At 51.4% G+C, this 15361-nt stretch carries 13 protein-coding genes; 8 read left to right on the top strand and 5 right to left on the bottom strand.

Features of this window, described 5'->3' with window-relative positions; translation table 11 throughout:
- The first annotated feature begins 134 nt into the window (after positions 1-134).
- Positions 135-884 carry a substrate-binding periplasmic protein gene (locus ACYVIC_RS09000; RefSeq protein ID WP_460859203.1) on the top strand — a complete coding sequence of 250 codons (750 nt, stop codon included), beginning with the start codon at positions 135-137 and terminating at the stop codon, positions 882-884.
- On the opposite strand, the gene ACYVIC_RS08995 is transcribed toward ACYVIC_RS09000, so the two are convergent.
- The 5 genes from ACYVIC_RS08995 to ACYVIC_RS08975 form a co-directional block, all read right to left on the bottom strand.
- Entirely contained in the window at positions 881-1918 is a 1038-nt protein-coding gene (locus tag ACYVIC_RS08995) for an ABC transporter ATP-binding protein (protein WP_460859200.1), read from the bottom strand. The two genes, ACYVIC_RS09000 and ACYVIC_RS08995, sit on opposite strands and share 4 nt — an antisense overlap.
- Positions 1918-3558 carry an ABC transporter permease gene (locus ACYVIC_RS08990; protein WP_460859198.1) on the bottom strand — a complete coding sequence of 547 codons (1641 nt, stop codon included), beginning with the start codon at positions 3556-3558 and terminating at the stop codon, positions 1918-1920. The genes ACYVIC_RS08995 and ACYVIC_RS08990 overlap by 1 nt, the downstream gene beginning before the upstream one ends.
- A 38-nt stretch (positions 3559-3596) precedes the next feature.
- Positions 3597-4619, bottom strand: coding sequence for a Fe(3+) ABC transporter substrate-binding protein (locus ACYVIC_RS08985; RefSeq protein WP_460859196.1), 1023 nt, complete (start codon positions 4617-4619; stop codon positions 3597-3599).
- A gap of 150 nt (positions 4620-4769) precedes the next feature.
- Positions 4770-6146 carry a 5-methyltetrahydrofolate--homocysteine methyltransferase gene (locus ACYVIC_RS08980; RefSeq protein WP_460859192.1) on the bottom strand — a complete coding sequence of 459 codons (1377 nt, stop codon included), beginning with the start codon at positions 6144-6146 and terminating at the stop codon, positions 4770-4772.
- Between the two features lie 63 nt (positions 6147-6209).
- Entirely contained in the window at positions 6210-8627 is a 2418-nt protein-coding gene (locus tag ACYVIC_RS08975) for a TonB-dependent receptor (protein WP_460859190.1), read from the bottom strand.
- A 199-nt stretch (positions 8628-8826) separates the two neighbouring features.
- Here ACYVIC_RS08975 and ACYVIC_RS08970 point away from each other — a divergent pair, with 199 nt between their 5' ends.
- From ACYVIC_RS08970 to ACYVIC_RS08940, 7 genes are read left to right on the top strand one after another with little or no spacing between them, the layout of a single operon-like run.
- Entirely contained in the window at positions 8827-9201 is a 375-nt protein-coding gene (locus ACYVIC_RS08970; protein ID WP_460859188.1) for a MerC domain-containing protein, read from the top strand.
- Complete coding sequence (gene zigA, locus ACYVIC_RS08965) at positions 9188-10408, top strand: zinc metallochaperone GTPase ZigA (RefSeq protein WP_460859187.1); 1221 nt, start codon at positions 9188-9190, stop codon at positions 10406-10408. Before ACYVIC_RS08970 ends, zigA begins: the two co-directional genes overlap by 14 nt.
- Entirely contained in the window at positions 10405-10974 is a 570-nt protein-coding gene (locus tag ACYVIC_RS08960; protein WP_460859186.1) for a DUF1826 domain-containing protein, read from the top strand. The genes zigA and ACYVIC_RS08960 overlap by 4 nt, the downstream gene beginning before the upstream one ends.
- Positions 10975-11032: 58 nt before the next feature.
- A complete protein-coding gene (locus tag ACYVIC_RS08955) occupies positions 11033-11419 on the top strand; it encodes a transcriptional repressor (RefSeq protein WP_460859184.1) in 387 nt (128 codons plus the stop codon).
- 16 nt (positions 11420-11435) lie between these two features.
- Positions 11436-12350, top strand: a complete 915-nt coding sequence (gene folE2 / locus ACYVIC_RS08950) for a GTP cyclohydrolase FolE2 (RefSeq protein ID WP_460859183.1) — start codon at positions 11436-11438, stop codon at positions 12348-12350.
- Positions 12343-13710, top strand: a complete 1368-nt coding sequence (locus ACYVIC_RS08945) for a dihydroorotase (RefSeq protein WP_460859181.1) — start codon at positions 12343-12345, stop codon at positions 13708-13710. Before folE2 ends, ACYVIC_RS08945 begins: the two co-directional genes overlap by 8 nt.
- Positions 13707-15359 (top strand): M28 family peptidase, encoded by a 1653-nt coding sequence (locus ACYVIC_RS08940; protein ID WP_460859180.1) that lies wholly within the window; start codon positions 13707-13709, stop codon positions 15357-15359. The genes ACYVIC_RS08945 and ACYVIC_RS08940 overlap by 4 nt, the downstream gene beginning before the upstream one ends.
- The last annotated feature ends 2 nt before the right edge of the window (positions 15360-15361 follow it).

Here is a 15361-nt window from a genome sequence, read left to right as displayed (position 1 = left end):
ACGCTAGCCGAATATCACATGCAATAAAAAAGGCGACACAGCGAGTCGCCTTTTTCATATTTATGTTAATTACAGTTAGCAACTCCATAACCTTGTGCCACACTTAGCGGGACAAATTAGCCAGTGGAGATCAGATGAAGGTAGTTTTAGCACTTATGTTGCTGGGTGTTAGCCTGCTCCGCCCTTTACCATTGCATAGCGAGACATTGCTGCTGGCCAGCAGTAACTATTACCCACATTATGCCGCAGATTTACCGCAGCAAGGTGCAGTTAGCGAGGTGGTGCGTCAGGCATTTTTACTGCAGGGCATTGATATAAAACTAGAGTTTATGCCCTTTGCCCGTGCATTACGCCAAAGCCAGCAAGCTGATTATATTGGTCTGGTTGCAGCCTGGTATGACGATGAGCGGGCACAGCACTTTTACTACTCGCAGCCGTTGTACGCCAACCAGATTGTGTTTTTTAAACGTAAGCACAAAGCCATTGCGTATCACGACTATACCGATTTAGCAGCGCAAGGCTTGCGATTGGCGTTGATACAAGGCTATTTGCAACCGCAGGGCTTAATGCAAAGCCAGCCTAATCTGGTGCAGGTAGCCACCGATGAACAAGCGTTTTTTATGCTGGCCAAAGGCCGGGTAGATTTAGTACCGGCCGATAAACTAAATGGCCTGTATCTGCTGGAAAATAAGTTGCCGCAGTATGTTGAACAACTGGACTGGCTGACACCGGCGCTGGAACAACGGCCGATGTACCTATTGCTATCAAAACAAGACCCGCGCTCTGAATATCTTATGCAGCAGTTTAATACCGGCCTGAGTGAGTTACGTCAGTCCGGTCAATATCAGCAAATCCTTGATACCTTGTTGCCAGCAGCAAATTAAAAGCGCGGGAATAACACTAAGTGGTCTAAATCAAGCCGGATGCCAATTTGCTCGCCGATAGCATGGTTATGGTGGCTAAGTGCCAGACAATGCACCTGCTCACCGGTTTGCAGTTGCAGCTGATACAAAATATGTGAGCCACGAAAAGCTTTGTCGACCACTTGGGCGGTAACACCGCTGTTGTCGTCATGCACGATATCATCCGGCCGGATCAACACATCAACACTGTCACCTACCGTTAAATCTGCACTGTAACGTTGCTGAAAAATACCCAGATTTGTTGCTACCTGCTGCCCCTCCAGCACCTTGCCTGGTAACAATACGCCACGGCCAATAAAGTCGGCAACAAAACGGTTTGCCGGTTTATGGTATAGCTCATAAGGCGTAGCCCATTGTTGCAACCGACCATGCTGCATAACGCCGATCATATCGGCCATAGCAAAGGCTTCGTTTTGGTCGTGGGTAACCAGCACCGCGGTAATATGCAACTGCTGCAATATCTGGCGGATCTCACGCGCTAAGCCCTCGCGCAGTTCAGTGTCCAGGCTGGAAAAAGGCTCATCAAGTAACAATACCTTAGGCTCGGGGGCCAAAGCACGCGCCAGCGCGACCCGCTGTTGCTGGCCGCCAGATAACTGATGAATATAACGCTGACCTAAATCCGGCAAGCCCACCAGCTGCAATAACTGTCTCACTTTAACTAACTTACTGGCTTTAGTTAACCCGCGCAGACCAAAAGCAATATTGTCTGCCACTGTCAGATGTGGAAATAAGGCGAAATCCTGAAATACCATGCCTACATGGCGCAGCTCCGGTACTTGTTGTACTGTGCAGCTACTGACTAATTGTTGCTGCAAACTGATGCTACCCTGCGCTACCGCTTCAAAACCAGCAATAGCTCGTAGCAACGTGGTTTTACCGCAGCCCGACGGACCGACTAAACAGCCAATCTGGCCCTGCGCTAATGACAAACTGATGTCTTTCACCACGATATGGCCAGCATAAGCCACCGCTACCTGTTGTAATTCCAGCATCAGGAAGGTCCTTTTACACGTGATTCAACCGAACGCGCCAGCAGTATTACCGGCAATAAACTCACCAACACTATGGCCAGTGCCGGCAAGGCTGCATCGGCCAGCCGCTCGTCAGATGCCAGCTCGTAAGTACGCACGGCCAGCGTATTAAAGTTAAACGGCCTTAGTAATAACGTGGCTGGTAGCTCTTTTAATACATCGACAAAGACCAGTAGTAACGCCGTAAGCACACTACCTCGCAGCAGCGGCACATGCACTTTGCGCAGCACCTGTGACGGCGTATAACCCAGCGAACGGGCGGCATTATCCATACTGGGCTTTATCCGCGCCAGCCCAGCCTCAACACTGTGCAACGATACCGCCAGAAACCGAACACTGTAAGCCATTAATAATGCAAATAAACTACCGGAGAAAATAAGCCCGGTACGAACGCCAAACCAGCGCTCGGCAGCAAGATCAATCTGGCCATCCAGCCAGGCCAGCGGCAACATGACGCCAATGGCGATGACAGTACCCGGCACAGCATAACCCAACGCCGCCAGCCGCACCGGCGCCCGCACCAAAACATCGTGGCGTAAGCGTTTACCGTAGGCAAATAACAATGCTAATAGCACCGATATCAATGCTGCCATAGCCGCCAGTTTAAAACTGTTCCATACCAGAGTGGCAAACTGAGCATTTAATGTCACCTTGTAATTACTTAACGCCCAGCTAAGCAATTGTGCGGCGGGGATCAAAAAGCCAAACAGCAACGGCAACAAGCACAGCAAAAGTAATAACCATTGCTTCGGCATGCTTAGCGATCGCATAACAACATTGTGTGAGCGCTGGCCCTGATAATAATAACGGATTTTACGCCGCGACCACTGTTCTAAAAGCAGCAGCAACAGCACAAAACCGGTTAACAGCGCAGCCAGTTGCGCGGCGGCGGCCTGGCTGCCCATACCAAACCAGGTACGAAAAATACCGGTAGTAAAAGTGGGAATGCCAAAGTACTGCACCGTACCGTAATCGGCAAAAGCTTCCATCATCGCCAACGCTGTGCCAGTAATAATGGCTGGCCTGGCAAGGGGTAATGCAACCTTCCAAAAATGCTGCCGCGGCGTTAAGCCCAGCGTGCGGCTGGCCTCCAGCAACGATAAAGACTGCTCACGAAATGCCGTACGCGCTAACATATATACATAGGGATAGAGTACCAGCGTCAGCATCAAAATGGCGCCAGTCAAAGAGCGGATCTGTGGAAACCAGTAGTCGCCGTAACGCCAGCCGGTAAGCTCGCGTAGCAGGCTTTGCAGCGGGCCGGCAAAATCCAGCATACCGGTATAGGTGTAGGCAATAATATAGGCGGGCATCGCCAGCGGTAACAGTAATAGCCATTCGACATAACGCCGGCCAACAAACTGATACTGGGTAACCAACCAGGCGGTACCTGTACCCACTAATAATGCACCAAAACCGGTACCGAAGGCTAATAGCAGTGAATTAGTGACATAGTCGGCCAATACGGTCTGGCGCAAATGCAACCAGATCTCGGTTTGTGGCGATAGCAGGCTGGCAAAAATAATCAGCACCGGCAACGCCAGCACGGCGGCAGGTAACAAAACACTCCAGCGCCAGATATCGGTCCAACCTGACTTCATCTGGCGCACAACTCAGTACAACTAATTGATTTCAAACATTACTTCCAGCCAGCGCGGTCCATTACCCGAATAGCTTCCGCGTTTAGTTCGCCTAATTTGTCCAATTGTAACTGGTCTGCCTTAAATTCACCAAAACCTTGTAAAATAACGCTGGCTTTTACGCCTGACCGTACCGGGTATTCGTGGTTAGTTTCAGCATACCATTGCTGCGCATCTGCGGTGGTCATATATTCCAGCAGCTTAATCGCTTGCGTTTTATTTGGCGCATATTTGGCTACACCGGCGCCGGAAATATTAATATGTGCACCGCGACCGTCTTGATTGGGCCAAAATACCTGCACTTTTTCTGCTGCCGCTTTCTCTTTCGGATCAGCCAGCATACCGCCTAAGTAGTAAGTATTGGCGATAGCAATATCACAAACACCTGCTGCAGCCGCTTTAATCTGGTCGCGATCACCGCCCTTGGGTGGCATAGCAAAGTTAGCCACCAGGCCTTTGGCCCAACTTTCAGCTTTTGCTGCACCATCATGGGCAATAATACTGGCCGTCATCGATTGGTTATAGATGTTGTCTGATGAACGGATACAAATGCGGCCCCGCCATTTTGGGCTGGCTAAATCTTCATAGGTAGACAGTTGCTCGGGTTTTACCTTGCCAGGTACATACAGGATTGGTCTTGCCCGCATCGTTAAACCAAACCATAAACCGGCCGGGTCTCGCATTTCTGTCGGAATAGTGTTAGTTAACACGTCAGACGTTATCGCTTGCAGCACACCTTGCTGTTTAGCGCGGTATAAACGGCCTACATCCGTACTAATTAATATGTCAGCCGGACTATTGCGCCCCTCGCTCACCATGCGGCTAATCAGCTCATCCGGCTTGCCGGTAATCAAATTCACTTTAATGCCTGTGCTGGCACTAAATTTATCCAACAGAGGTTTTATCAGTTCCTCCTGCCGGGCAGAATAAACATTAACCTCGCTAGCGTGCGCTGCCGCTATATTGCCCATTGCAGCCACTAGCGCTGCGCCCACTAAGCCTATCGCCTTACCTGATTTCATAGCCAGACTCCTGACGGATATTTAAAAGTCAAAAAGATACGCCATATAAGCATAAATACGAATAATTCTCAACGAGATTGCGCTTAATCTAATAAAAAAGCCGTTAACTGCAATTAACGGCCTTTGGGTAAACAACTAGCTTTGCAAGATTTAGTGATCGTGTGCTTCTGCCGGCTCTGCAATACCTAACCACACCAGTTTGTGTGGCATAAAGTTCAACTGCTTAGTTGCTACCACTTCGGCATCCGCCAGATCTACTGTTACTAAACTACGGTCGATCGGATTAAGTACATACACCTTGTCGTCACTGGCTGATATCGCCAGCTCAAAGCGGCTGCCGCTTGGCATAGTGCTAACATCTGCGGTGGTAAGCTGCACTTTGGCGGCAAACTCAAACGCTGGCTCAGCTGTGCCCTCATGCTCATGGCCATGATAATTAAGAATGGTTAAGTAACCCTGATTATCCAACAAGACAAACTTTTCACCATCATCAGCAAAGCCATAACCTGTCACTGCAGCACCAGCTGCCGGCTGCCAGTCTATTAGCTCCATTTCGCCGTCATGAGCGTGAATAGCAAACATACCGCTACCTGCAAAGCCAACAAAATGCTCAGCGTGTTCTGCGCCTACCAGAGTACCGATTCGCATAGTGCCGGTAAAATCGTCGGTGTTAGCCAATTTGGCAGCAGTAAAATTAGCGCCGTCCTGTTCAATTAACAAGACGCCATCGGTACAACCAAAGGCGATAAAATGTTCGTTCTGGGCGCTGCCATGCAAGCCAGGGCACAGCTCGTCAAATACCAGCTCTTCATCAAAGTGATCACCATGGGCATGATAAACAGCCACTTTATCCGGCAAGGTAGAGGCGCTATTGGCATCACGAACGGTTGACACTAAGTACTCGCCGCGCGCCTGGGCCGCACCATGCATATTAATGCTGTAGTTAAGCACCGGGTAGCCATTGCTATCGGTAGTAATATCCGCCTCGGTAATCATTGCTACCGCCGCAGGGGTAGAGCTTGCAGCATCACCGTCAAAAAACACCGCCAGTTGGCTGTCGGTACTGGTAATATGCGTTGGCCGGCTGTCGCTTAGTACAAAATTGGTCAGCGCCGGCGCTTGCTGGTAGGGATGCAGGTGATCAACATGATCTTCCTGAAACAAGCCACCATCAATAAATTCTACCCTGTCGGTAGTACGCTGAACCACTAAAGCGTAGCGCTTAGCCGGTGAGGCCGCTAACGCCGATGGCGTATCGGCCACCGCAAAGGTATCCAGCAGGCTGCCATCTTCCAGTTCATAAACCGAAACTAAATTAGAATCTTTCGCTGAAATCACCAACCGGCCGGCCGTGCTGATTTCATCGTGGTCGTGGTCATGATCATCGCCATGATCGTGGTCATCATCCACCGCTATCGGGTCTTTTTCCACGATGTTGGTGGTGCTATCGCCACAGGCGGTTAACATTGACGAGGCGATTAACAACGCAACAAGCGTTAATTTTGGTTTTAGTTGGGGTTGTAACATAAAATCTCCGTATAAAATAAAAAGCTGCCGCAGGCCAGGAACCAGAGTACCTGCGGCAAAAAATCAGAAGCTGCCACGCACACCCAGTGCCAACGAACGCCCCGGCAGTGGTGTTTTGTCTTTTAAAAATGAGGTGTGAACTCTGACTTCTTCATCTGTCAGATTCTGCCCTTTAAGGTAGGCAGTAAGCTGCGAAGAGCCCAGGTTAAAGCGGTAGCTGATGCTGGCATCAAGCAGGGTATAGCCGTCGGTAGTGGTTTCCAGCGCTGCAGTTTTGTCTTGCTTCATGTAGCGGGTGGCGCGTAAATCCGCACTTATTGCATCCTGCTCATAGGCTAGCTCTGCAGAAAAACGCAGTGGCGGCGTACGGGGTAAGTCACCACCGCCATTTAAGCGGGCACGGATATAATCGCCCTGCAGGGTTAATTTGAACGGATCATTAATCTGCCAGACATATTGCGCTTCAAAACCGTGCAGCGTGACATCAGCAGCAGTAAACAGATAGACCGGTAATTCACCGCTGTGATCATGCTCGGCCCCGTGGTCATGCTCGCCGCCATGATCATGGCCATCTCCGGCAAACAACCCGGTGTTTTGCTGGTAGTAGTAGTTATCTACCTGGTTATAGAAGGCGTTTAAGACAAAACCGGTATTACCGCTGAATTTACGCAGCGTAATATCCAGGTTATTTGCCACTTCCAGTTCTATCGGTTGGGTATTTAACACAAACTCATCATCGTGCAGCACAAACAGCGCCCCAACTTCATAGGCAGCTGTGCCAATATGCGGGCCAAATGACAGTAACTCAGATGCAGAGGGCGCACGCTGTGAACGAGACATTGACAACCCCAGGTTATAACCTTCGGCAAAATCCCACACAGCACCGGCAGATACGCTGTAAGGCGTGAACTTCTGGCTGACATCAAATACGCGGATAACCTCTGCATCATGGCCGTGGTCATGCTCATGGTCATGGCCTTCATGCCCCTCGTCGCCATGCGCGCCGATATCAGGTAGCAGCACATCAGAGGCATCAATGGTTACCCGCTCGATACGGGCGCCCAGTTGCACCAGCCAGGGGCCAAAGTGGCGCTCTTCCATCCAGCCAAGCGCTAACATTTGTGTCTCTGAAGGTGGAGTAAAGGCTTCCTCGCCTATGGCATCAAAATCACTGTGCTTGTAGTGCAGGCTTAAGCCACCGCGCCATCCCTGATATGTCCGGTGCAATACTTCAACGCGCGCTTCTGAGCTTTGATTGCTGAATGTCGTACCCACTATGCCCGCTTCAATCTCGGCATGCTCATAGTCGGTAAACGCGAACCGGGTATTTACCGCCCGGATCAGCCCTGTTGCAAAACTCAGCTCACTCAGTAGCTGCACCCGATGCTGGGTAAGATCGGCAAACACGTCTTCGTCAGCATGTTCTTCAGCGTCATCAGCATGAGCATCATGTGCTTCATGCCCGCCATGCGAGTGGCCGGGAATGCCATATTCACGGTCTAAACGGCCGTAAGATAAACCGACATAGCCGTTGTCCAGCAAATAGCTGCTGCCTAAGGTAAAGCCTTTCGCCTTAGCGGCAGTATTATCTACCTTGCCTTTTACCGCATCGGCATCCGGCGCAGCTTCGGCGAAGCCGGGTATGCTATAACTGTCATTGTCACGCCAGAAACCATCAGCATACAGGGCAATATTGCCGGTACCGGTGACTAAAGAGCCCGCAGCCAATTTCTCATTGTTAACTGACTCACGTTGTAACAGCCATTCAGCACGGGTGCTGTTATCGGTAGGAATACGTTCATCCACCACGTTAACAACACCGCCAATAGCGCCGCTGCCGTAAAATAACGTTGCCGGGCCACGCAACACTTCAATTTGGGTGGCAGTGCTGGCTTCTGCCGACACGCTGTGATCCGGGCCAACGCGTGAGGCATCACCGGCATCCAGGCCATTTTGTGTGATCAGTACGCGCGGGCCATCTAAGCCACGGATAATCGGGCTGCTTGCCACGCCACCATGGAAGTTTGAGTGCACGCCGACTTCATTTTTCAGCGTGTCACCAAGCGTGGCCGCCTGGCGCATTTTCAGTGCATCACCGGCTAATACGTTTACCGGTAGTGCAGATTCGGTCGCCGAGGCATGAAAGGGGCTGGCTTTAACGTCAATAGTTTCAATGGTGGTAGAGAGCAGCACCACGCTAAGGTTTTCCAGCCCGGCGGCAGGTACGTCTAAATGCACATTACGGTGAGCAAAACGAGCGGCTTCTATATGCAGCTCGGCTTCACCTGCATTTACCGTGGCCAACACAAAACGGCCGCTGTCATCAGTGCGAGTTTCGCCGTTAGTACCCATTAGCTGCACGCGGGCATTCGCTACCGGCTTACCAGCAGCGTCTGTAACGGTACCTTTAATGCTGTCGGCATAAGCCGTTGATGTTAAAGCAGCAAAAACTGCCGCGGTTAACAGAGTCGGTTTAAACATTATTACTCCATGCTGCGATTAAACTGAAACACCCTTGCAGACGCATTTGACGACTCAAGTGTTACGTTATAACATATTTCGAATATTGTTATGTTATAACATTTTGTGCCGACACTGCAATGCTTGCCGAGAGATAATGCCGGTACGTTACAGCGCCAAACAGCAAATAACCCTGCTACACAACACTCTGTGAGGTTTTATGAAAGATATCATTGCCGCTGCCCTGTCCGGTTTATGTGTAGTGCATTGCCTGGCCACGCCAATACTGCTGGCATTGGGTAGCTCCGGCCTGTTGCTGGGCATATTCAGTTCAGAATGGTTTCATTATCTGATGCTGTTACCTATCAGTGTGTTACTGGCCTGGAGCTTGCCGGGCGGCTGGTGTGTACACCAGCGTAAAGCCCCTTTTGCGCTGGGATTAGCCGGTTTTTTAGTGTTGGTGGCAGCACTGTTTGCACCACATGAAGCCGAAACCGCGCTATCACTAAGCGGCGGCGTGCTGCTTATCAGCGCCCATTTGTACAACCGTAAACTACTGCATAAGCTGCAAGGGCCCCAACATGCTGCCAACTAACATTGCATCAGACAAACGCTTACCGGTAACAGTGTTATCCGGCTTTTTAGGCGCCGGTAAAACCACCCTGCTTAACCACGTACTGCATAACCGCGACGGTTTGCGCGTGGCGGTTATTGTGAACGATATGAGTGACGTCAATATCGACGCTACCCAGCTTAATAAAGAGGTAAGCCTGAACCGCGCCGAAGAAAAACTGGTAGAAATGAGCAACGGTTGCATTTGCTGCACCTTGCGCGAAGATTTACTGCTGGAAGTAGGCAAACTGGCCAAAGCCGGCCGTTTTGATTATTTGCTGATTGAATCAACCGGCATTTCCGAGCCGCTGCCGATTGCGGAAACCTTTACTTTTGAGCAAGAAGACGGCCAAAGCCTGGCTGATATTGCCAGATTAGATACGCTGGTAACGGTAGTGGATGCGGTAAATTTTCTTGCGGACTTTGAAGCCGCGCAGGATTTAAGTAAACGTGGCGAAAGCCTGGGCGATGACGACGAGCGCAGCGTTGCTGATTTGTTGATTGAACAAGTGGAGTTTTGCGATGTATTGGTAGTTAGCAAAGCCGATTTGGTCAGCGCAGAGAAGTTACAACGTCTTAGCGCCATTTTACGTAGCTTAAACAGCAGCGCCCGTATTATTCATGCTGACAACGGCAAAGTTGAGTTAAGCCAAATACTGAATACCGGCTTATTTAACTTTGAGCAGGCGCAACAAGCGCCCGGCTGGCTGGCTGAGCTACGCGGTGAGCATAAGCCCGAAACAGAGGAATACGGTATCAGCAGCTTTGCTTTTAGCGCCCGCAAGCCGTTTCACCCGGCGCGTTTTCATGCCTTTTTACATCAGGACTGGCCCACCGGCCGCCTGCTGCGCTCTAAAGGTTATTTCTGGCTGGCCAGTACGCCCGAATACGCCTGGCTGTGGCATCAGGCCGGCGGCATGGCCCGCTACAATATGGCCGGTTTATTTTGGCAGGCCGTACCCGCTGCAGACTGGCCACAAGAGCCAGAACTGCAAGAGGCCATTATGCAAAGCTGGGCCGAGCCCTTTGGCGACAGGCGTCAGGAGCTGGTGTTTATTGGCCAGCAACTGGATAAAACCGCCATGCTGGCCCAGCTCGAAGCCTGCCTGCTGACAGAGGACGAGCTAGCACAAGGTGAGCAGCAATGGCGACATTTCCCTAGCCAGTTTGTGCAGGAGCAAGCAGCATGAGTGCCTTGTCATTTACTGAATTTAAACCACAAACCCGCCAGCTGGTTAACGCCAACCAGCAGATACTGACCGGTATTTTTGCTGACGAGGTCAATTTAGTCAGTTGGCAGCGTAGCCACGATGCGGCCATCGCAGATTATTGCCGGACGCTTAGCTTAGCCATGCCGCTAAAGCGTATTGTCAGCGCTGATACCGTGCAAAACGATATTGGCTTTGCCCTGCCCGATGCGCCGGGTAAAGACGCCTTTTTGGCTGATATCGCCTTATTGTGCCAAATGTTCAGCTGCTTAATGGACTGCCAACAGCTGGGCCTGCGGCTGGAAACCCTGAGCAAACCCATGTGCCCGAAGTTTCATACCGATCATCTGGTATGCCGCCTGGTAGCCACTTACCTTGGCCCCGGCACTGAGTGGCTGGATACAGATGGCAAGCCGGCACAAGCCAGGACATTTTCTGTGACGTTACTCAAAGGCTCCGGCTGGGAGGGCAATGAACAAAATGCCATAGTGCACCGCTCCCCGGCATCTGACACGCCCCGGGTGCTGCTGACGCTGGACCCGATGTAACCAACAGATGAAGACGCATTACTGTGTAGCCCAGTCCGCTTTACAACGGCGACCATCGATGACAAAAAACCGCAAGCAGGTGATGGCGTTATTGCAGGGAAAAAATACCGCCATGTCGGCCTACGAGGTGATCGCCGCTATGGCGCAGGAATATGCTGTTAACCTGCACCCGATGGCGGCTTACCGGGCACTGGATTTTTTGTTGCAAATGCAGTGCGTGCTGCATCTGCGCACTATTAACAAATTTTTATATATCGATGGCCAACAGCACTGTTTTTGGCAGATTCTGATTTGTGACAGCTGCCAGCAGATAGAAAAGCATCAGCTACCGGTCAGCATAGCAAGGCCCATGTTGCAGCCCCCCGGGGCGGCTTTTCAAACCAAAGATCTGCATATTGAACTGCACGGCCTTTGTAAACACTGCTGTGATTCAACCGAAATCTGATTTAAGGAAGCCTCCAATGCCTTGTTCTGCGCCAGCAGATACCGCCCATGCGGCCAGCCCGGCCTTTGCCATAGCGCTGGATAAAGTGGGAATGCAACAGATAGATTTAATCCTGACACTGGCTGATTTACCGCAGCAGCCTCTGGCGGTAAAAGCAGACATCAGCGTTAACCTGCCAAGATCAGATCGAAAGGGCATTCATATGTCCAGACTTTACCAACACCTGTACCAATGGGCACAAGCAGAGTCGGTTAGCCCTGCCACTATACATAGTTTGCTTAATACGCTGTTATACAGCCAGCAGGAATGTGGCAGCAGCACTGCGGCCTTGCGCTTAAGCAGCCAGCTTTTATTACGCCGCCCGGCATTGAAAACCGAAGGGCTGGCTGGTTTTAAAGCTTATCCGTTGACACTGGATGCTTGCTTAAACGGCGACAAACTGAGCGCAGCACTGAGCCTCGATATTGGCTACTCCTCTACCTGCCCCTGCTCGGCCACCTTAAGCCGGCAGCTGCTTAGTGAGCAGTTTTCAAAGCAGTTTGCCTTACAACCCGCTGTCGATACCGGGCAAGTCAGCCGGTGGTTGCTGCAACACGCCAGCCTGGCAACACCACACAGCCAGCGCAGCACGGCACGGCTTAGCGTTACTCTTAGCCCGGCACAGCAGGATTTCGGCATTTTGCCCTTGATCGAGCGCGCCGAGCAGGCTCTGGCCACACCGCTGCAAACGGCGGTTAAACGCGCTGACGAACAGGAATTTGCCCGCTTAAATGGCGCCAACCTGATGTTTGTTGAAGACGCCGCCAGGCGCTTACATGCAGCGCTAAGCCCGCATTACGCCGCTTTTAGCCTTGATGTTGCCCACCATGAAAGCCTGCACCCGCACGATGCCGTCGCCAGCGTCGCCTTTAAGGCCAATACCAATGGATAACACTGAATTTTTGCTGCAGATCCAGCGTAAGCACGCCCATACCCTTATTCGTCATGCCAGCCTGGTAACACCAGCGGGCATTGTGCAGGCAGATATCGCCCTGCTAAATGGCAAAATTGCCGCCATAGGTTGCAGCGGCTGGCAAGCCGATAAAACACTCGACGCCAGAGGCCTGCATCTGCTGCCCGGCGTTATAGATACCCAGGTGCATTTTCGTGAACCCGGCCTTACCCATAAAGAAGATATTTATCATGGCAGCAAGGGTGCAGTACTGGGCGGCGTAACCGGCTTCTTTGAAATGCCTAATACCAACCCGCTAACATTAACCGGCGATGATTTGCAGGCCAAGCTGACCATCGCCGCTGCCAGCAGCTTCTGCAACTATGCCTTTTACATTGGTGGCAGCGCGGCCAACCTGGCACATCTGGCAAAGCTGGAAATGCTGCCCGGCTGCGCCGGTATCAAAGTATTTATGGGCAGCTCTTTTGGCGATTTACTGGCCGAACAAGACGATTTACTGCGGCAAATTCTGCAAAACGGCGCACGCCGGGTAGCCATTCATGCTGAAGATGAAGCCCGTTTACGTGAGCGCCAGCCACTGACCGCCAAGGATGTGCGTAACCACCCTATCTGGCGGGATGCGCAAAGTGCGCTGCTGGCAACCCAACGTATTGTTGCGTTGGCAGAGCAAACCGGCCGCCCTTTGCACCTGCTGCATATTTCTACGGCAGAAGAAATAGCTTATTTGGCTGCCTTTAAACACCGGGTAACGGTTGAAGTGACGCCGCATCATTTAACCATGCATGCACCTGACTGCTACGAACGCCTTGGCAGCCTGGCACAAATGAACCCGCCGGTGCGTGACAAACAGCATCAGCGGGCGCTGTGGCAAGGCATTAAAGACGGCACTGTCGATATTATTGGCAGCGACCATGCGCCGCACACGCTGGAAGAAAAAGCCAAACCTTACCCCAGCTCACCCAGCGGCATGACCGGGGTACAAACCTTACTGCCAACCATGTTAGACCACGTTGCTGCCGGCCGGTTAAGCTTGCAGCGGCTGGTCGATTTAACCTGCAGTAATCCGGCCCGCATTTTTGGTCTTAAGGGGAAAGGCAGGTTGGCCGTGGGTTACGATGCAGATTTAACCCTGGTTGATTTAAACGCCAAACGCACTATCAGCAACAACTGGATTGCCAGCAAAGTACAGTGGACGCCCTATGATGGCAAAACCGTAACCGGCTGGCCCATCGCCACCGTTATTGCCGGTGAAACCGTGATGCACAGTGATGAAGTTCTGGGCAGCCCTGCCGGTAAAGCTTTTATTTTTGCTCACAATAACAATAAGGAAAACGTATGAAACACACTGTTTTACTCAGTGTCTGCTTAAGCTACTTGCTGCTAAGCGGTTGCAGTGACAACACTGAACCACAAACCTCTGACAGTACCCTGCCAGAATTTAGCGCCAAGGCGTTAGTTCCACATATTCAAACTCTGGCAAGTGATGAGTTTATGGGCCGCCAACCAGGCGCTATCGGTGAAACCAAAACCGTAGAATATCTTAGCAACACCTTCAGCCAGCTGGGTTTACAGCCTGCAAATGCTGGCAGTTACACCCAGGCAGTGCCATTTATGCAAATGACCACCCAGGGTACGCCACAAGCCTTGTTCACTCAAGGTGAACAGCAATGGCAGCCAGCGGTGGGTGAAGATATCGTGTTAAGTTCGCGCACCGGGCAAGCCGAGGTCGCCATCAATAATACAGAAGTCGTCTTCGCCGGCTACGGCGTGGTGGCGCCTGAGTGTAACTGGAATGACTACGCCAATATTGATGCACGTGGCAAAACTGTAGTGGTGCTGGTGAATGATCCGGGGTTTGCCAGTAAAGACCCCGGTCAGTTTAAAGGCCCGGAGATGACCTACTATGGCCGCTGGACTTATAAGTATGAAGAATGTGCCCGCCAGCAAGCAGCTGCTTGCCTGATCGTACACGATACTGCAGCGGCCGGTTATGGATTTAATGTGGTGCAAACCAGTTTTGGTCAGCGCGCACAGTTCGATCTGGCCGATAACGCCAATCCGAAAACCCCTATCGTTGGCTGGCTATCAACAGCCGGGGCTGAAGCGCTCTTTGCCAAGGCCGGTCAGGATTTTTACCAGTTAAAACAACAAGCTCACCAAAATGGCTTTAGCGCTAGCTCGCTGCCTGAAATTAAGTTCAGCGCCAGTGTAACTACCGAGGTTGTTACAGGCACCTCAGATAACGTGGTGGCCAGCATCAAAGGTAACAGCAAACCGGATGAATGGATTGTTGTCACCGCGCACTGGGATCATCTGGGTGCGGTAACCAATGCACAGGGCGGTACTGATATATACAACGGTGCTATTGATAATGCGGGCGGTATCGCTGCCTTATTGGCCATTGCTGAGAAAGCGCAGCAGCAAGGCGGTTTTGAGCGTTCAGTGCTGTTTTTAGTGGTGACCTTAGAAGAGTCTGGCTTACTGGGCACCAAATACTATGCGGCTAATCCTATAGTGCCGCTGCAGCAAACTGTGGCGAACATTAATATTGATGCGCTGCTGCCGGTTGCCGCTACTAAAGATGTCTGGATTATTGGCTTGGGTCAGTCAGAGCTTGATGATGTGGTGCGTCAAAAAGCTGCTAAGCAACAACGTACTGTTGCCGGGAATCCGGATGTAGAAAAAGGCTTCTTTTACCGTTCTGATCAATTTGCCTTTGCTCAGGTGGGTGTTCCGGGTTTGTTTATGGGGCCGGGTACCGATGCCATTATTGGCGGGACTACTGTCGGCGAAGCGGCGCTCAGTACCACTCAGGGACGTTACCACACCCCGGACGATACCTTTAGCCCCGATTGGGAAATGAGTGCCATATTGCAAGATACCCAGCTGCATTATCTGGTGATTGAGCAACTGGCGAACTCTGCACAATGGCCACAGTGGGCTGAGAACAGTGAATTTGCGCTAGCAGGTAAAGCATTGCGGCAGTAACA

The organism is Rheinheimera gaetbuli (assembly GCF_054781935.1).
Note: the sequence above shows the minus strand (reverse complement) of the source record. Positions and strands in the feature narration are given on the sequence as shown.

Bases quoted from the DNA above. Each gene is read 5' to 3' on its own strand.
- ACYVIC_RS09000 (WP_460859203.1), top strand. From the start codon at position 135: ATGAAGGTAGTTTTAGCACTTATGTTGCTGGGTGTTAGCCTGCTCCGC.
- ACYVIC_RS08995 (WP_460859200.1), bottom strand. From the start codon at position 1,918: ATGCTGGAATTACAACAGGTAGCGGTGGCTTATGCTGGCCATATCGTG.
- ACYVIC_RS08990 (WP_460859198.1), bottom strand. From the start codon at position 3,558: ATGAAGTCAGGTTGGACCGATATCTGGCGCTGGAGTGTTTTGTTACCT.
- ACYVIC_RS08985 (WP_460859196.1), bottom strand. From the start codon at position 4,619: ATGAAATCAGGTAAGGCGATAGGCTTAGTGGGCGCAGCGCTAGTGGCT.
- ACYVIC_RS08980 (WP_460859192.1), bottom strand. From the start codon at position 6,146: ATGTTACAACCCCAACTAAAACCAAAATTAACGCTTGTTGCGTTGTTA.
- ACYVIC_RS08975 (WP_460859190.1), bottom strand. From the start codon at position 8,627: ATGTTTAAACCGACTCTGTTAACCGCGGCAGTTTTTGCTGCTTTAACA.
- ACYVIC_RS08970 (WP_460859188.1), top strand. From the start codon at position 8,827: ATGAAAGATATCATTGCCGCTGCCCTGTCCGGTTTATGTGTAGTGCAT.
- zigA (WP_460859187.1), top strand. From the start codon at position 9,188: ATGCTGCCAACTAACATTGCATCAGACAAACGCTTACCGGTAACAGTG.
- ACYVIC_RS08960 (WP_460859186.1), top strand. From the start codon at position 10,405: ATGAGTGCCTTGTCATTTACTGAATTTAAACCACAAACCCGCCAGCTG.
- ACYVIC_RS08955 (WP_460859184.1), top strand. From the start codon at position 11,033: ATGACAAAAAACCGCAAGCAGGTGATGGCGTTATTGCAGGGAAAAAAT.
- folE2 (WP_460859183.1), top strand. From the start codon at position 11,436: ATGCCTTGTTCTGCGCCAGCAGATACCGCCCATGCGGCCAGCCCGGCC.
- ACYVIC_RS08945 (WP_460859181.1), top strand. From the start codon at position 12,343: ATGGATAACACTGAATTTTTGCTGCAGATCCAGCGTAAGCACGCCCAT.
- ACYVIC_RS08940 (WP_460859180.1), top strand. From the start codon at position 13,707: ATGAAACACACTGTTTTACTCAGTGTCTGCTTAAGCTACTTGCTGCTA.